Consider the following 15,684-nt stretch of genomic DNA (forward strand, 5'->3'; position numbering starts at 1 on the left):
CCGGGAGCCCGAGTGCCGCTCCCCGACCCGGTGAAGTGGCCTTGCCGGAGGTGAGTGCAGCCCCGAACGGCGGATACCTTTAGGGCGTGCAGCCAGGAAGTCAGTCACCCGAGCAACCCGGGAGCCCCACCGGGCGTCTCCACCGGGCGCGTGCCCTTTACCGCAACGTTTCCAAGCGACGGACAGCCTGGCTGCTGTTGAAGGACACCACCAACACCTGCATCGAGTACCGCATCCTCGGTCTCGCCGCCGAAGCCGCTTTCTTCACCTTGCTGTCCGTGCCGCCGCTGCTGCTCAGCCTCATCGGACTGCTCGGCTACGTCGACGACTGGACCGGTACCGACACCATCACCAGCCTGGAGGCCAACCTCCTCGACGCCTCGCGCACGGTCCTCTCGGACAAGGGCGTCAGGCAGATCGCCCAGCCGATCCTCGACGACGTGATGAAGGGCGGCCGCCCCGACGTCATCTCCATCGGTTTCCTGTTCGCGCTCTGGTCGGGCTCGCGCGCGGTGAACGTCTTCATCGACACCATCACGGTGATGTACGGCCTCGACGGCGTACGCGGGATCGTCAAGACGCGGCTGGTGGCCTTCCTGCTGTTCGTCGGGGCCCTGCTGATCGGCTCGGTCGCACTGCCGCTGATGGTCGCGGGGCCGGACGCGGTGGTACGGATCGTCCCCTGGTCCACCACCGTGGTGCAGGTCCTGTACTGGCCGGTCGTGATCGTCCTGTCCGTGGCGTTTCTGACAACGCTCTACCACGTCTCGGTACCCGTGCGCTCGCCGTGGATCGAGGACGTCCCCGGCGCGCTCGTCGCCCTCGCCATGTGGGTGCTCGGCAGTTTCCTGCTGCGCATCTACCTGACGAACACGATCGAGGGCGCCACGATCTACGGTTCCCTCGCCGCCGCCGTCGCCGTACTGCTGTGGATCGGGGTGTCCGCGTTCGCCGTCCTGGTCGGCGCCGCCGTCAACGCAGCGATCGACCGGGTCTGGCCGGCCGCCGCGACGGCCGCGGCCCGCGCCGCCAACGAACGGCTCCGGGAGGAGGAGGCCGCCGAGTACATCGCCCGGATGGCGGCGATCCGCTCCCACGAGGAGGACGACCCCGACGATCCCGACATGCCGTCCGAGTTTCCCGAGCGGTGGTCCCGCTTTCTTCCACCGGAGGACGTGACGGGACGTTTCCGTACGCACGCGAAGAGTGTTCCGAAGGGCCACGCGGCACACGGCGGAAACGGGGAGGAACAGCCCCCGGAGAGGTGAGCACTGGGGGAGGGTGAGTCCCCGGGGAGCGAACCGGGAAGGACGAGCGAGGCCCCGGAGCGCTCCCGGAAACGAGGAACCTACGCCTTCCAGACGCCCGCCGCCGCCGACTCCTGCGCGAACTCCGTGAAGTCACGGGGCTCGCGGCCGAGCACCTCTCGGACGCCGTCCGACAGGTAGGCGTTACGACCGTCCAGCAGCGACTCGAACAGCTCCACCAGGAACGCGACTTCCTCCGCGGGCACCCCGAACCCGGCCAACTGCTCACCGTACTGATGCGCCGGCACGGGCTTGTACGTCAGCTCACGCCCGGCTGCCCGCCCGACTTCCGCAACCGCTTCCCGGAACGTCAGCAGCCGCGGCCCGGACACCTCGAGTGCCTGGCCCACATAACGGTCACCCTCGGTAAGCGTTTTCACCACCACGTCGGCGACATCCCGCAGGTCGACGAACGGCTCCTGTACCTCCCCACCCGCGAACACCAGTTCGCCGCTCTGCCGAAGCCCCTCCACCAGCGGCCCCTCACTGAAGTTCTGCGCGAACCACGCGGCCCGTACGACCGTCCAGTCCGCGCCCGACGCCCGCAGCGCCTCCTCGGTCGGCAGCGCCCGCTCCTCACCCCGTGACGACAGCAGCACCAGCCGCCGCACCCCGAGTGCGACCGCCTCCCGGGCCAGCCGTCCCACCGCGTCGGCCGCGTCCGGCGCCCCCACGTCCGAGGGATACACCAGGTACGCCGCATCCGCGCCACGCAGCACGTCCGCCCACGTCGAGCCGTCGTGCCAGTCGAACCCCTGGGCCCGCGAGGCCGCCCGCACCGTCAGCCCGGCCGTCTCGGCCGCCTGCGCCACCCGGCTGCCCGTACGACCGGACGCGCCGGTCACCACCACCGTCATCCGCTGTGCCGTGTTCTGTGTCATGCGTTCAGTCAACTGCCGTACGAGGCACGGGCCCATCGCTGAACGGCTCATTCCCATAAGCGCGCGTCTACGCTGGCCGCATGGACGCTCCCGCACCCTCGAACATGCTCACGCGAGGGGACCCCCTTGCAGGCCTGTTGGAGGGTCCACGCGCGCGTGGCGCCCTCATGATCCGCGCGTGTTTCGACCCACCCTGGGCCGTACGGGTAGAGGACCGCGCCCCGCTGACGGTGATGCTCATGGTGCGCGGCGAGGGCTGGGTCGTGCCGGACGAGGGGCAGGACGTCCGCCTGCGGGCCGGCGACCTCGCCATCGCGCGCGGGCCCGCCCCCTACACCTGTGCCGATGCCCCCGGCACGCCCCCGCAGGCAATGATCCTCCCCGGCGGACGGTGCGCGTACCCCGACGGGCGCCTCCTGAACGGCTCCATGGACCTGGGTGTGCGTACCTGGGGCGACCGGCTGGACGGCTCGACCGTCGTCCTGATCGGCACGTACCTGATGCAGGGCGAGATCAGCGGCCGACTGCTGGATGCGCTGCCCCCACTGCTGTCCCTGACCTCCGACGTCTGGCAGTGTCCGCTCACCCCGCTGCTCATGGAGGAGATCGTCCGCGACGAACCCGGCCAGGAGGTCGTCCTGGACCGCCTGCTCGACCTCCTGGTCATCGCCGCGCTGCGGGCCTGGTTCTCCCGCCCGGAAGCGGCGGCGCCGGCCTGGTACCAGGCGCTGGCCGATCCGGTCGTGGGCCGCGTTCTGCGCCTCGTCCAGGACGATCCGGCGCACCCCTGGACGGTCGCTTCCCTCGCCGCGAAGGCGGGGGTCTCCCGGGCGGCCATGGCCCGCCGATTCAGCGAGCTCGTGGGCGAACCCCCGATGACCTACCTCACCGGCTGGCGCCTCGCTCTCGCCGCCGACCGACTGCGCGACACCGAGGACACGATCGGCGCGATCGCCCGCCAGGTCGGTTACGGGAGCGCTTTCGCCCTGTCCAGCGCCTTCAAGCGGGTGTACGGCGTCAGCCCACAGGAACACCGGACGCGGGTGGCTTAGGAAGGGCCGGGGGGCGTGAGCCCCTGGGCTCATGGACCGGCCGGGGCGAGAGATGCGCTGGTGCGCGCGGTGCGGTGCCCTGTCCGGCGCGCACATTGCGGAGGAGAGGCCGGGGCGGAGGAGAAACCTGTTTCCGGTCGCGTTTCGGTCGCCGACTGCAGCAAGGTCTTGACTGACGTCATGGCTACGACGATCTCCGGCGCGACGCCGTGGAAGCGCTCGGTGGCCGGCGGTATGCGGATTCCTCGCCGTGGCGCCGAGTGCACCGCGTCGGCTCCTCTCACTGCAGCCGCCGGGGCGGAGCGTCGTCACACGGGGGAATCCGGTTTCCGGCCGCGGAACGGACGCCGCCACAAGCACGGACGGTGACGCCTCCCATGCAGGAAGCGCTGGTGGAAGCGGTCCAGAGAGCGCAGCGCCTCCGTACCGGCGTCCCGGATCGCGGCGGCGTAGCCTGGCGTACATGTACGAGGAGCGGCCCTCCCGGCTGGTCGGGGCGGTGGTGTGGACGAACACGCCGTCCGCGCCGCCCGGCACGCTTCCCGTGCTCCCCGACGGCTGCATGGACCTGCTGTGGCGCGAGGACAGACTGCTGGTCGCCGGACCGGACACCCACGCTCATGTACCCGAGGGCCCGCCCGTCACCTGGACGGGCATCCGCCTGTTCCCCGGCACCGCGCCCGCGCTGCTCGGCGTACCGGCCCATGAACTACGGGATCGCCGTGTCGAGTTGGCCGACCTGTGGACCGCGTCCGAGGTGCGCCGCCTTACCGGCCGGGTCGCCGCGGCCGCGCAGCCGGCGGTGGCACTGGAGGAACTGGCCCTGGAGAGGGCGGCGCCGCCGGACCGGGCGCTGCGCCGACTGGTCGCCGCACTCGCCGCAGGTCGGGCGGTGGCCGAAACGGCCGACGAACTAGGCCTCGGAGCACGACAGTTGCATCGCCGTTCGCTGTCCGCTTTCGGCTATGGTCCCAAGACGCTGGCCCGGATCCTGCGCCTGCAACGGGCCCTGGCACTGGCCCGGCAGGGCGTGCCGTACGCGGACACGGCGAACCGGGCCGGTTACGCGGACCAGGCTCATCTCTCACGGGACGTGCGGGAGTTCACCGGCCTCACGCTGGGCGCCCTGCTGAGCTGAGCGGGCTGTGCTACTGGGGGAGCGCTGCGAACAGGTCGACGCCGTTGCCGTCGGGGTCGAGCACGACGGCGTAACGCTGGCCCCAGAAGGCGTCCCACGGCTTCAGGTCGCCTTGGTGGCCGGCGCTCAGCAACTCCTCGTACACCCTGTCGACCTCGCCCGGTGTGTCACAGCGCAACGCCAGTGAGGTGCGACCACCACCGGACGGCGGCTGCCATCCCGGGTTGAACGAGCGGACGGTGTCCTCGGTGTCCAGCAACAACCGCAGCCCACCGGGAAGTTCGGCCTCGGTGTGCGGTTCGTGCTCGGCCCCCTCGGGAAAGGCGAAGCCGAGCCGACGGTAGAAGGAGACGGAGGCGGCCATGTCGGATACGACCAGGCCGATGGCATCGAATCGTGGACTCATACGGCAACGGTAGGCAGACCTGCCGCATCTGGTCTTGAAAAAAACGGACACGCCCCCGGAAAACCTTTCCGTACACCCGGACGGCGACGGTCGGCGGAAGTCCGACCACGCGGACACGGAACTCAGGCCCCTCGCTGGAAGCGGTTGCGCTCTGTTGCCGATCGCTTTGTCGGTCGCCGGCCAGGAGAGCGCGCCGACATTCGCCTGCCAGGAGCGCAAGAAGCCAGTTGTCGTGGGCTCCGGGATCGCACGGGGAGTGGACGGTCGCCGTCGCGAGGTTCACCGATGCCGACCTCGCCCAGCCGCTCCGTTCCCCTGGAGTGGCCGAGAGCGGCGGCTGCGCCCTGCTGAGGGCGGGGCGCCCCGGGTCAGCCGAAGGTCACCGGCCCGTTGGGTGTGTCCACCGTGAACGAGAATCCCGCCGGGCCCTCGCTGAGGGCGAGGTCGGTGCCGAGGGTGGCCAGCAGGGGGCGGATCTCCTCGGGGTCGGGAGCGGTGGCGGTCAGTTCCAGCAGGCGACTGACGGGCAGACCGGAGGCGGAGGGGTGGACGGTGCTGCCCCAGTCGATGAGGAAGGGCACCAGACCGGACGGATGGGGGGAGCCGCCGTCGGTCAGCCGCCATCGCAGCAGGGTGCCGTCGGGGCGACGCCGGCTCATCTCCCGTACGTCTCCGGTGTCGTAGCCCCGCGAGCGGGCGGCCTCGACCGTCGCGTCCAGATCGGGCGGGCTGATGGCCCAGGTGATCGTCCGCGCGGAGGCGAGCGCGTCCACGCCGAAGGGACGCGGGTAGGAAGGCGGCGGCTGTTCCGGATCCGGGCCGATGATCTCCAGATATGCGCGATGGCCCAGGTCGACCAGGTAGTTGCGGGTGCCGAGCCCGACGTGCACCCCGCCCGGCGCCGGGGCCAATCCCGTGCGCTGGGTGAACTCGGCGACCGTCGCCGCCAGATCGGGCGTTGCGAGGACGATGTGATCGAGGCGTGCGGGAATGGTGTTCATCCTGCCCGAGCCTACGCGTCGGCCTCCGAGACGGCCGGGACGATGGAACGCCTGCGCGGCAGGACGGCTGGGGTCCATGCGCTGCTCGGTACCCGCGCCGTACCGGGAGGTGGCGGGCGTCGGTCGGTGGTCGTCGGCGTCGGAAACCAGATGAAAGCGGTGGACTCGCTTGCACTGGTGCCCCGTGCAGCATCTCGGGCACCGCAGGGAGCCTGCGCGAACACGAAGCAACCGGTTACACCACTGCTCAGCAGCCTGTCCGAGGTTCAGGTTCGCCGCGGCCGAGCGCACCGCTCCGACGGTTTCCGGTGCAGGCGTTCGGGTCTCACCGGTCCGAGAGCCGACCTCGCGGTCAGGGCCGAGCCCGCCCCTCGGATTCCGAGAACAAGGCCCACCCCTCGAAATTTTCGCCCTGATCATCTCCCTCGGACCCGGACTTCTGCCCGCCTAGGCTCGTCCCCATGACCGCCCGCCTGCTCGTGTACACCCGCACCACCGACTACCGTCACGACTCCATCCCGGATGCCGTCGCCGCCGTACGCGGATGGGGCGACTTCGCCGTCGATCACACCGAGGACCCGGCGGCCCTGGAGGCCTCGCTGGACGGGTACGCGGCCGTGGTCTTTCTCTCCACCAGCGGCGAGGTGCTGACCCCGGCAGGGCAGGAACGTCTCGCCGGTTATGTCGAGGCGGGTGGCGGTTTCGCAGGGGTGCACGCGGCGGCCTGCACCGAGTACGACTGGCCCTATTACGGCGAACTCCTCGGCGCCCGCTTCGCCCGCCACCCCGAGTACCAGTCGGGCAAGGTGGTGATCGAGGACCACGACCATCCCGCCACCCGCTCGCTGCCGGCCGTTTGGGACTTCACCGACGAGTGGTACGACTTCCGCGCCAACCCGCGCGGCCGAGTACGTGTGCTCGCCGTCGCCGACGAGTCGTCCTACACGGGTGGCGGAATGGGGGCCGACCACCCGCTGGTCTGGTGCCGTGAGCAAGGCCGCGGACGCGTTTTCTACACGGCCCTGGGGCACGCCTCCCAGGCCTACGCCGACCCTCACTTCCGTGCCCATCTGGGCGGCGGCATCGCCTGGGCGGCACGGCTGCGGGACCAGTGACGTTTCTCCGGTGAACCGGTTGCGCCATTGGGGTGAGCAAAGCCTTCACATGGAGGAAGTCGAGCATCGCCCTAGAGATCCTTTTGTCTTCGTAAAGGGCTGTTGTGTCGCAACGGCTTTCTTGCACCTGGTGTGTTGACCCCTCGACTCCATTGGATGAGCCGGACGGTGACTTACGGGAACAAGTTGCGGGAGCGGATCGCCGACCCGGGAACGACCCCGCTGATCGGCGTGTACGACATGTACTCGGCGTCGATCGCGGCGGAGCACTACGACGGGATGTTCGTCTCGGGCTTCGGCTTCGCGGCCTCGCACTACGGGCTGCCGGACATCGGTTTCATCGCATGGCCGGACATGCTGGCCTTCGTCCAGCGGTTGCGGGGCGCGTTCCCTCTGCAGCACCTGCTGGTGGACATCGACGACGGCTACGTCGATCCGGAGGTCGCCTGTCATGTGGTCGAGAGCCTCGAGCGCATCGGGGCCTCGGGCGTGATCCTCGAGGACCAGAAGCGGCCGCGCCGGTGCGGGCACGCCGACGGCAAGCAGGTGCTGCCGCTGAACGAGTACCTGGTGAAACTGGAGATGGTACTGGCGACCCGGCGCGACCTGGTCGTGGTGGCCCGTACGGACGCCACCGACGAGCACGACATCCTGCGGCGGGCCGCCACGCTGGCCGCCACCGAAGCGGATGTGATCCTGGTCGACGGGGTCCGCACCGTGGAGTGGATCCGCCGGATCCGTGACGTGGTGGGAAACAAGCCGCTGCTGTTCAACCAGATCGCCGGGGGCAAGTCCCCCAGGCTCTCGCTGAGCGAACTGTCCGACCTGGGCGTGAACGTCGCGATCTACAGCACGCCCTGTCTCTTCGCCGCGCACGCGGCGATGGACTCCGCGCTCACCGACCTCAAGCGCGCCGACGGCAGGCTTCCCGAGGTGGACGCGGCGAGCGGTATCGGCGTGCGGGCCTCGACCGAACTGTTGGAGCGGAACATCGCGCGCCTGCGCACCGCGCCCGAGAGCGTGAACGCGTGAGCCTCGTCGCGCCCCGGCTCAGGACGGCGACGGTCCTGGCGGCCGTCGCCCTGCTGGGCGCCGCCGCGGCGCCCGCGGTCGCCGAAGGAAGCCTGATCACCGTGATCGACAACTCGCACGCCGACTCGATCCTCGAGGTCGACCGGGCGGCCAACGTCCAGCAGGGCAGCAGCGGCACCGCGGGCAGCGACCACGACGGAAGCGCGGTCGACATGATGGAGGCGCTGGTCGGCGCGCCGGACCGGGGTGCGGACTGAGGCGAGGAGACCACCGGCCGGGAGTCACCGTGATGGTGGCGCCCGGCCTTCCGCTGTCTGTTACGACAGTTTTTCTCGGCAATCCCGGTGAGCGCTCCGCTGCCGGGCGGAGGAATCCCGAGGAATCCCACGGCGAAGAGACGCATCGCAGCGATGGCCACGGCAACGGCCGGGACCCGGCTGCGGCCGCGACCGCGCCGCTCGCACGTGCCGACGCACGCGAGAGGGACCGGCCCGGGCGACCGAGTGGCCGAACGGTGCGTCAGTCCTCGTCGACGTCGGGGCGTCCGCCCTCGTCCAGCTCGACGTCTTCGGGCTCGTCACCGGGATCGCCGACGGTGGCGTGGGCGGTGGCGTCCCGATGGACGGCACCGATGGTCGCGGCCTGCGCCGTCCCCATGACCGCGATGAGGACGGCGGACACAACGACGAACAGGACCGTGGTGCGCGTGCTGAGATTCATGCCCTGAAAACGATCAGTAACGCTGAGAGGTCACCGTTTCACATCGTTGCCCGCCGACGCGGTGGAGCCGTGCTCGCCCGCTCCACGAGCCGCGTCGACAACTCCGTCCGTGTCCCCTCGGGGTGCTCACCGTCCATCATCCGCAGCAGTAACCGCAACCCCGTTGCCGCCATCTCCGCCAGCGGCTGGCGCACGGTGGTGAGAGCGGGGGTGGTCCATCGGGACTCCGGCAAGTCGTCGAATCCGACCACGCTGACGTCGTGCGGGACCCTCAACCCCCTTTCGGCCAAGGCCAGATAGACGCCGAGGGCCATGTGGTCGGAGCAGACGAAGACGGCCGTCGGCGGTTCGGGCAGATCGAGCAGCTCATGCATGCGCCGGTGCGCGACGGACTCGTCGAACCCACCGTTGCGCAGGTACTCGGGGCGGTACGCGATCCCCGCGGACGCCAGAGCCGAGCGGTAACCGGCCACCCGGGCACTGCTGCACATCTTGCGCCGCGGGCCGGCGATCACGGCGATGCGTTCGTGTCCCAGCGCCAGCAGGTGCTCGGCCGCGGTCACCCCGCCCTGCCAGTTCGCCGCACCCACCGACACCACCCCGGGCGGCGGTTCGACCACCGGGTCGATCAGCACGAACGGGGTGCGGTGCTGCTCCAGCCAGGCGTACTGAGAGCCCGTCAACTCCGTCAGGTTGAACAGCACTCCGGCCGACCCGCGCACGGTCAGCTTGTCCAACCAGCCGCGCTGCGGGCGGCCGACGCGGGTGCGGGACAGGGCGGCGGAGACGACCACGTCCAGACCCGCGTCGTGTGCCGCTTCCTCCACACCGTGCAGCACCGCGCCCGACCAGGAGCTGTCCAGCGAGTGCACCACGAGATCGATCAGCCGGGGCGGCTTGGTCGCGTCGAAGCGTGGTCTGCGCACATAACCCAGCCGGTCCAGCGCTTCCGTCACCCGGCGTCTGGTCTCGGGGGCGACATCCTCCCTGCCGTTGACCACCTTGGAGGCGGTCGGTACCGACACCCCGGCCTCGCGGGCCACGACCGCCAGGGTCGGCCCGGCCGTCACACTCGCACTTGCCGTGCGCACCATCGGGAACCACCTCTCCGGCCCGCCCGAAGGCCAGCGAAAGTTCGACCAGCGCCCTTTCGGAGCCGATTCGGAAACAGACAGCTCACAGAAAGCGCTTGCTATCCTAGGTGTGCCTCGGCGTGACGTGAAGACTCCGGAAAACGCGGGATCTTGAGCGCCGGAACTTTCGAAACGCCGGACCCCGCCCGGAGTGGCTCGAAGGGGCGGGAGCCCGGAAACGGGACGGCGGCCTGTGGCGTAGCCAGGGCGCGGGACCGGATCGGGGGCGGATCGGGGGCGGAAGCCCGTGCTCCGTTGCGCCGGTACAACGCGGTAGGGCGTCGTAACGTACGGCGGAGAGAGCCCGTGGCGAACTGCAGAGGTGCAGACCAGGGGGCGATGGTCTGCGGTGTGCCGTGGTCTGGGGCGGAGCTCCCGGAGAGCCCTGCACACCGATGAAGACGCTGGTAAGGGCTTACGAAGACAGTTCGACAAGCACGTTTCTGCCGACGCCGCGGCTCAGCGTTGCCGCTTCGGCGGCCGCACCGAGTCCCGTACGACGACGTGGGTGCCCAGGACCAGGCGCTCGGCGTCTCCGCTCTTACGTCGGGCGCCGCCCCCGCGACCCTGCCGGCGGTCGGCCGCCGCGCGCAGGGCGACCCGGCCCATTTCCTCGTACGGCACGTGGACCGTGGTCAATCGGGGGGTGAGATGGGACGCCAGGGGAATGTCGTCGTATCCCGAGATCGACACGTCGTCCGGCACCCGCAGGCCGGCCCCGCGCAGCGCCTGCATCGCCCCCGCGGCGACGATATCGGTGCCGGCGAGCACGGCGGTGAAGTCCGGCGTCTCGTGCAGAGCGGCCTGCACCGCGGCGTACCCGTGCTCGTCGTCGTACGGACCGTGCCGCACCAGCCCCCGGTCGAACGGCACCCCGTACGCCTCGAAGGCCCGGCGGACTCCACTCAACCTGCCCTGAGCGGTGGTGAGTTCAGCGGGACCGGGCAGGATCAGCACCCGTCGGTGACCGGCCGAGAGCAGATGGCCGGCCATGGCGTAGGCGCCGGACTCGTTGTCGTAGTCGATCGTCGTGGCCGGGACGTTCCCCTCCAGCGGTGGCCTGCCGACCAGGACCAGATGCGAGCCGGCCGCGTCCAGCGAACGGGCGAACCGAGCCATTCGCAGTTGGTACTCGTCATGGTCGTAGGCGCCGCCGAGCAGGACCACGGCGTCGGCGCCCTGCCGGCGCATCAGGTTGACGAGGGCGAGTTCGCGTTCGGGGTCGTCGCCCGTGGTGCCGACGATCGACAGCCAGCCGTGCAGGGTGGCCGCACCCTCGACGCCCTTCGCCACGTGGGCGAACGCGGCACTCGTGATGTTGTTGATCAGTATCGCCACCGTCGGAGTACCACCACCGGCCAGGGAGCGGGCGTGCGCGTTGGTGACATAGTCCAGGTCGCGGACGACCTTCATCACACGGCGCCGCAGCTCCTCGGAGACCGGGTAGTTGCCCGACAGCACGCGGGAAACGGTTGCCACGGACACACCCGCGCGTTCCGCCACATCCCGTATCGTCGCCCGGCCGGCGTTACCCGTCGTCCTGCGCTGACTCACGTTGCGGCTCCTTCACTGTTCGTGGGCGCCGACGAGGACGTCATGGAAGCCACGGTCACGGGCCCCGCCGTCGCTGATCAGCACGGCGGGGACCCGGCCCCCCATCGGTGCGGGAACCGTATCCCGGGGGTCCGCCAGGTGGACGCGCCTGTGGATAACCTCGGCCATAGCCGTGTTCAGAGACGCGGCAGCGGGGCGGGCCTGCGCTTCACGCCACCCGGGCCAGGTCGGCGCGACGTACTTCGTGGGCGAGGGGCAGCCCGTCGGCGAGCCGTTCCATCTCCTCGACGACGATGCGGCCGAGCCTTTCCAGCTCGTTTCCTAGGGAGCCGGCGATATGCGGGGTCAGAAACACGTTGGGCAACCGGTAGAGAGGAGAGTCGGCGGGCAGTGGTTCGGGTTCGGTGACGTCCAGGATGGCGTGCAGTCGACCGGAGACCAACTCGTCGGTGAGGGCGCGATGGTCGACGAGGGCACCCCGGGAGGTGTTGATCAGAACGCCGCCGTCACGGATCAGGGCGAGGCGGGCGCGGTCGAGCATGTGGTGGGTCTCGGGGATGTCGGGCGCATGCAGGCTGACGATGTCGCTGTGTCGCAGAAGGTCTTCCAGAGGGAGCAGCTGTGCGCCGAGTTCGGTGGCCTCTGCCGCATCCACGAAGGGGTCGTGCAGGAGGATCTCGAAGTCGTAGGGGCGCAGCAGTTCCAGGAGGCGTCGCCCCACACGCGACGCGCCGATCACCCCGATTCGCCGGCCGAGGTTGCCGGTGGTCGCGGTCTCCGCGGGTGCCGGCTGGGCGTGGGTGCGCCGGAAGCGCTCACGGTGGACGAAGGCGTCCTTTCCGGCCAGGAGAATCATCGCGAGTGTGTATTCGGCGACCGGGACGGCGTTGCCGGTCACCGCGCTGGAAACGGTCACCTCTCGGCTCCACAGGGCTTCTCCGACCAGAGAGCGCACCGAGCCCGCAGCGTGCAGGACCGTACGGAGGCGAGGTGTCGCATCGAGGATGTCCGGATCGAGGCGGGGACAGCCCCAGCCGGTGATCAGGACCTCGGCGCCGGCCAGCGCCGACGCGGCGCCGGGATCGGTGAAATCCCTTACGACGAGCGACGGGTCGATCTCGGCCGCCTGCCGTAGCCGGGTCACGAGCGGCGGGGGAAACAACAGGGGAAGGTGCACCGGATCCATGGCGAACACGGCCCTGGGCAGCTGGGCGCTGGGCATGACTCTCCTGAGGTGCGTGGGAAACGCTTTCTGAAAGCGCCTTCTACCGTAGATCTGGCGCAGAGGCGTGGTCAATCAGTCCGGCGATCGCCGGGGGAGAGAGAGCTTGCCCCCGGCCACTGAGTAAATGACCATCTCAGAGCGGTTGTTGAGGTGGCGAGGAGGAACGGCTTCGTTAGGCGCGAGGGCAGGTGAAACCTGTTTCCGACCGGTGAGCCACGCGGGTGCTAGGGGTGTGATCGCCCCGTGGGCCCGCGTGCGGTAGGCGGGTGGGTCCACAACCGGTTGCCACGGGCGCGTCGAATCCGCGCACTGGGTCTGAACGCAGGGGCGGCAACGAGTCGGTCGACGTTTGCCCGGGCTCTCCTCAAGCGGTCACTTCGATCTGTGCAGGTCAAGCCGCTGAAGTCCGTGGGTGACGTGCCAACGGTGCGCGCGGGGTCGCGTCCGGGCGGTGCACAAGTCTCTCGCAGGTCTGCGGGGTCCCTCGACGGACTACCGGGACCGGAAGATGCCCCTGGACACTGATGAAGTAACCGGTTCCTACCTGTTGCTGCGACAGTTCTCGCGACCGTAGATCTCGTTCCCCCGGGTCAGCGACGCTCACGCCTTCCCGGAACGCATGCCCAGGCACTCATGCGCCCCACCGGTACTCCTCTCAGCCGCCGATGCTTCGTCTTCACCGACCACTGGGCCAACTGGAGCCTCTGCAAGACCGCCTGCGTCCTGGCAATCGGCATCCTCGACGAGGTCTCCGCCCAGTACGACCACGCGGTCGCCGACGCCAAGTTCGGTGCCGGAAACGGCTCCGTCGCGCACGCCGTTCCGTCCCTGTGCACCGACGCGGACGGCTACGACCTCGGTCAGCGGCAGGAGCGAGGACGGGGATCAGGGACACACCGTGCTGGGCACGGGGCCGCGGGGCGGGATCTGCGAGTGGCCCGGAACCAGGGCTGCGACCTCTACCGCTACGACAGCAAGCGGTTCCTGAAAGCCGCCCGGTACGTCGCCGCATACCCCCTCGGCAACGACGTGCCATTCCCCACCTACACCCTGCGTGCAGCGGGCAGACCGGTGCGCGGAACTCTCAGACCGCCATCTTCGCCTCCTCACGCGGGCAGGCCCGTCCGGTGCGGGCGCTGCTCGACTACCAAGACAGCCGACTGCTGTCCCTGAACGACAGATACGTCTCCCAGATGTGTTTCTCCGTCGCCCCCAAGGGCGGCAGGGGGAATCAGGCTCCACCAGCGGCGGCCATGACCGGCGCCGTCTCGGCACCCCCGACGTACGCCGAATAGCCCTGCCGCATGCTCGTGCACCGGAATACCACGCACTGTTGTGGTGCTCTGGTCATACCGGTGCGCGAGCGCGGCGAAGGGCTGGTGAGCAGATGACAGCGGACCAGACGGACCCACGGGCCGAGGCCCAGGCGGACCCCGAGCCCGATCCCGTCGTCACGACCCCCTACGGGGCCGTACGCGGGAGGTACGAGAACGGCATCGCCGCTTTCCGCGGGATTCCGTATGCGGCGCCCCCCTTCGGGGCCCGCAGGTTCCGGCCTCCCGTGCCGCCCGAGCCCTGGGGCGGGGTACGCGACGCCGGAGCCTTCGGCGCGACATCGCCGAAACCGCCGTATTCCGAGGCTTTCGCCCAGTACCTGTCCGACCCCGTGGTGGCGGGCGACGACTGCCTCAACCTCAACGTATGGACGCCCGAGCCCGGCCCCGCAGCCCGCCTTCCCGTCCTCGTCTGGCTGCATGGCGGCGCCCTGACCAGGGGATCCTCGGCAGTGCCGGTGTACGACGGACGGAACTTCGCTCGCGATGGAATCGTTTTCGTCTCGGTCAACTACCGGCTGGGGGTGGAGGGCTACGGACTGTTTCCGGATGCCCCCGCCAATCCCGGTCTGCGTGATCAGCTTGCCGCGCTGGAATGGGTGCATCGTTCGATCAGGGCCTTCGGCGGTGACCCCGACAGGGTCACCCTGGCGGGACAGTCCGCCGGAGCCATCAGTACCGGCGCCCTGATCGCGGCCCCGCAGGCGCAGGGCCTGGTCCGGCGGGCCGTCCTCCAGAGCGGACCGCCGGAGGCCTCCGAACGGGACAAGGTCCGGCGCATGGTCCGCCGTATGGCGACCCGTCTGAAGATCCCCGCCACCGCCGAGGCCTTCGCCGCCGTCAACCGTGACCTGCTGTTGCGTACCCAGGCGGAGGTCGGCAGGCTCAGCAGCCCCGTCCTGGGCGGGCCCGCCTTCGGCATCGTCGTCGACGGCGACCTCGTGCCGCGCGACCCCCTGCAGGCACTCGTGGACGGGGACGCGGCCCCCGGCGTCGACCTGCTCCTGGGCTGGACGCGCGACGAGTACCGGCTGTGGCTGGTCCCGGGCGGTCTGATCGAGCGTGTCGACCGGCTGGGGCCCGTCGCCCTGGCCGGCGCCATGGCCCGCTGTCACTGCGGACACGAGGTGCCGCGCGGCTACCGCGTGCTGCGCCCCGACGTCGGCACCGCCGAGATCGTCGGCCAGATGGTCACCGACAACCTGCTGCGCGGACCCCTGCAACGGCTGGCCGAGGCGCGCTCCGGGTCGTCATACCTGTACGAGTTCGCCTGGCCCTCGCAGAAGCCCGGCCTCGGCGCCTGTCATGCCCTCGAGCTCGGCTTCGTCTTCGACACCGGCGAGACGGCCGAGTCCGCCAAACTCGCCGGGGACGGCGCGCCGCAGGAACTGGCCGACGCGATGCACGGGGCGTGGACACGGTTCGTTGCCACGGGTGACCCGGGCTGGGAAGCCTGGGGGCCGGCGCATCCCGTGCGGATCTTCGGCGAGCCGGCCGGTGGGCGGGAGGAGGACGGTATTGCGTACGAGGTCGACGGTATGTCGTACACCGCATACGGTCCGCGCGACCGTGAGCTGGCCCTGTGGACGGCGGCGGCAGCCATCGCTCCCCAGGGAGAACCCGTCGACGGGACGGCGGCACCGGACCCGCTGCTCGGCAGGACCCTGCGCGGCCCGGAGCTGAGGTCCGCGGTGCGCCGACTGCGCCGGGCCGGGGGAATGAAGGGACGCTGACCGCCACGGCCCGGAAGACCCGTCGGCGGGCCTCCGCACTGACCCGATGCAGG

Annotated in this window: 15 protein-coding genes; 8 read left to right on the forward strand and 7 right to left on the reverse strand. The window is 70.2% G+C overall.

Features of this window, described 5'->3' with window-relative positions; translation table 11 throughout:
- Positions 1 to 86 precede the first annotated feature (86 nt).
- Complete coding sequence (locus ASD48_RS35070; protein ID WP_057605900.1) at positions 87 to 1,268, forward strand: YihY/virulence factor BrkB family protein; 1,182 nt, start codon at positions 87 to 89, stop codon at positions 1,266 to 1,268.
- Positions 1,269 to 1,348: 80 nt separating this feature from the next.
- Here ASD48_RS35070 and ASD48_RS35075 read toward each other — a convergent pair whose 3' ends face one another.
- Entirely contained in the window at positions 1,349 to 2,188 is an 840-nt protein-coding gene (locus ASD48_RS35075; RefSeq protein ID WP_057605901.1) for an NmrA family NAD(P)-binding protein, read from the reverse strand.
- Between the two features lie 80 nt (positions 2,189 to 2,268).
- Between ASD48_RS35075 and ASD48_RS35080 the strand changes: the two genes are divergently transcribed.
- Both ASD48_RS35080 and ASD48_RS35085 read left to right on the forward strand, forming a co-directional pair.
- Positions 2,269 to 3,240, forward strand: coding sequence for an AraC family transcriptional regulator (locus ASD48_RS35080; protein WP_079074164.1), 972 nt, complete (start codon positions 2,269 to 2,271; stop codon positions 3,238 to 3,240).
- A 463-nt stretch (positions 3,241 to 3,703) separates the two neighbouring features.
- On the forward strand, positions 3,704 to 4,378 hold the full coding sequence (locus ASD48_RS35085; protein ID WP_057605903.1) for a helix-turn-helix domain-containing protein: 675 nt from the start codon (positions 3,704 to 3,706) through the stop codon (positions 4,376 to 4,378).
- Between the two features lie 10 nt (positions 4,379 to 4,388).
- Here the strand turns inward: ASD48_RS35085 and ASD48_RS35090 are convergent, their stop codons facing one another.
- Together ASD48_RS35090 and ASD48_RS35095 are read right to left on the reverse strand one after the other, a co-directional pair.
- A complete protein-coding gene (locus ASD48_RS35090) occupies positions 4,389 to 4,784 on the reverse strand; it encodes a VOC family protein (RefSeq protein ID WP_199876113.1) in 396 nt (131 codons plus the stop codon).
- 368 nt (positions 4,785 to 5,152) lie between these two features.
- Positions 5,153 to 5,785, reverse strand: a complete 633-nt coding sequence (locus tag ASD48_RS35095; RefSeq protein WP_057605905.1) for a VOC family protein — start codon at positions 5,783 to 5,785, stop codon at positions 5,153 to 5,155.
- A 461-nt stretch (positions 5,786 to 6,246) separates the two neighbouring features.
- Here ASD48_RS35095 and ASD48_RS35100 point away from each other — a divergent pair, with 461 nt between their 5' ends.
- The 3 genes from ASD48_RS35100 to ASD48_RS35110 all read left to right on the forward strand — a co-directional run bounded on the left by ASD48_RS35100 (position 6,247) and on the right by ASD48_RS35110 (position 8,189).
- Positions 6,247 to 6,900: a ThuA domain-containing protein gene (locus tag ASD48_RS35100; protein WP_057605906.1), complete on the forward strand. Its 654-nt coding sequence runs from the start codon at positions 6,247 to 6,249 to the stop codon at positions 6,898 to 6,900.
- Between the two features lie 168 nt (positions 6,901 to 7,068).
- Positions 7,069 to 7,932 (forward strand): isocitrate lyase/PEP mutase family protein, encoded by an 864-nt coding sequence (locus ASD48_RS35105; protein WP_057605907.1) that lies wholly within the window; start codon positions 7,069 to 7,071, stop codon positions 7,930 to 7,932.
- Positions 7,929 to 8,189: a hypothetical protein gene (locus ASD48_RS35110; protein WP_057605908.1), complete on the forward strand. Its 261-nt coding sequence runs from the start codon at positions 7,929 to 7,931 to the stop codon at positions 8,187 to 8,189. Before ASD48_RS35105 ends, ASD48_RS35110 begins: the two co-directional genes overlap by 4 nt.
- Before the next feature lie 262 nt (positions 8,190 to 8,451).
- On the opposite strand, the gene ASD48_RS35115 is transcribed toward ASD48_RS35110, so the two are convergent.
- From ASD48_RS35115 to ASD48_RS35130, 4 genes are all read right to left on the reverse strand, one after another.
- A complete protein-coding gene (locus ASD48_RS35115) occupies positions 8,452 to 8,652 on the reverse strand; it encodes a hypothetical protein (RefSeq protein ID WP_057605909.1) in 201 nt (66 codons plus the stop codon).
- A gap of 38 nt (positions 8,653 to 8,690) precedes the next feature.
- Positions 8,691 to 9,746: a substrate-binding domain-containing protein gene (locus tag ASD48_RS35120; protein WP_057605910.1), complete on the reverse strand. Its 1,056-nt coding sequence runs from the start codon at positions 9,744 to 9,746 to the stop codon at positions 8,691 to 8,693.
- A 498-nt stretch (positions 9,747 to 10,244) separates the two neighbouring features.
- Positions 10,245 to 11,339, reverse strand: coding sequence for a LacI family DNA-binding transcriptional regulator (locus ASD48_RS35125; protein WP_057605911.1), 1,095 nt, complete (start codon positions 11,337 to 11,339; stop codon positions 10,245 to 10,247).
- Positions 11,340 to 11,547: 208 nt separating this feature from the next.
- Positions 11,548 to 12,561, reverse strand: a complete 1,014-nt coding sequence (locus ASD48_RS35130) for a hydroxyacid dehydrogenase (protein ID WP_057605912.1) — start codon at positions 12,559 to 12,561, stop codon at positions 11,548 to 11,550.
- A gap of 636 nt (positions 12,562 to 13,197) precedes the next feature.
- Between ASD48_RS35130 and ASD48_RS35135 the strand changes: the two genes are divergently transcribed.
- Both ASD48_RS35135 and ASD48_RS35140 read left to right on the forward strand, forming a co-directional pair.
- Positions 13,198 to 13,737, forward strand: a complete 540-nt coding sequence (locus tag ASD48_RS35135; protein WP_057605913.1) for a hypothetical protein — start codon at positions 13,198 to 13,200, stop codon at positions 13,735 to 13,737.
- Positions 13,738 to 13,951: 214 nt separating this feature from the next.
- Complete coding sequence (locus ASD48_RS35140) at positions 13,952 to 15,631, forward strand: carboxylesterase family protein (protein ID WP_057605914.1); 1,680 nt, start codon at positions 13,952 to 13,954, stop codon at positions 15,629 to 15,631.
- Positions 15,632 to 15,684 lie beyond the last annotated feature (53 nt).

The organism is Streptomyces sp. Root1310 (assembly GCF_001426425.1).
In the GTDB taxonomy this organism is placed as follows: domain Bacteria; phylum Actinomycetota; class Actinomycetes; order Streptomycetales; family Streptomycetaceae; genus Streptomyces.

Bases quoted from the DNA above. Each gene is read 5' to 3' on its own strand.
- ASD48_RS35135 (WP_057605913.1), top strand. From the start codon at position 13,198: ATGCGCCCCACCGGTACTCCTCTCAGCCGCCGATGCTTCGTCTTCACC.
- ASD48_RS35130 (WP_057605912.1), bottom strand. From the start codon at position 12,561: ATGCCCAGCGCCCAGCTGCCCAGGGCCGTGTTCGCCATGGATCCGGTG.
- ASD48_RS35120 (WP_057605910.1), bottom strand. From the start codon at position 9,746: ATGGTGCGCACGGCAAGTGCGAGTGTGACGGCCGGGCCGACCCTGGCG.
- ASD48_RS35140 (WP_057605914.1), top strand. From the start codon at position 13,952: ATGACAGCGGACCAGACGGACCCACGGGCCGAGGCCCAGGCGGACCCC.
- ASD48_RS35090 (WP_199876113.1), bottom strand. From the start codon at position 4,784: ATGAGTCCACGATTCGATGCCATCGGCCTGGTCGTATCCGACATGGCC.
- ASD48_RS35075 (WP_057605901.1), bottom strand. From the start codon at position 2,188: ATGACACAGAACACGGCACAGCGGATGACGGTGGTGGTGACCGGCGCG.
- ASD48_RS35080 (WP_079074164.1), top strand. From the start codon at position 2,269: ATGGACGCTCCCGCACCCTCGAACATGCTCACGCGAGGGGACCCCCTT.
- ASD48_RS35115 (WP_057605909.1), bottom strand. From the start codon at position 8,652: ATGAATCTCAGCACGCGCACCACGGTCCTGTTCGTCGTTGTGTCCGCC.
- ASD48_RS35095 (WP_057605905.1), bottom strand. From the start codon at position 5,785: ATGAACACCATTCCCGCACGCCTCGATCACATCGTCCTCGCAACGCCC.
- ASD48_RS35100 (WP_057605906.1), top strand. From the start codon at position 6,247: ATGACCGCCCGCCTGCTCGTGTACACCCGCACCACCGACTACCGTCAC.
- ASD48_RS35085 (WP_057605903.1), top strand. From the start codon at position 3,704: ATGTACGAGGAGCGGCCCTCCCGGCTGGTCGGGGCGGTGGTGTGGACG.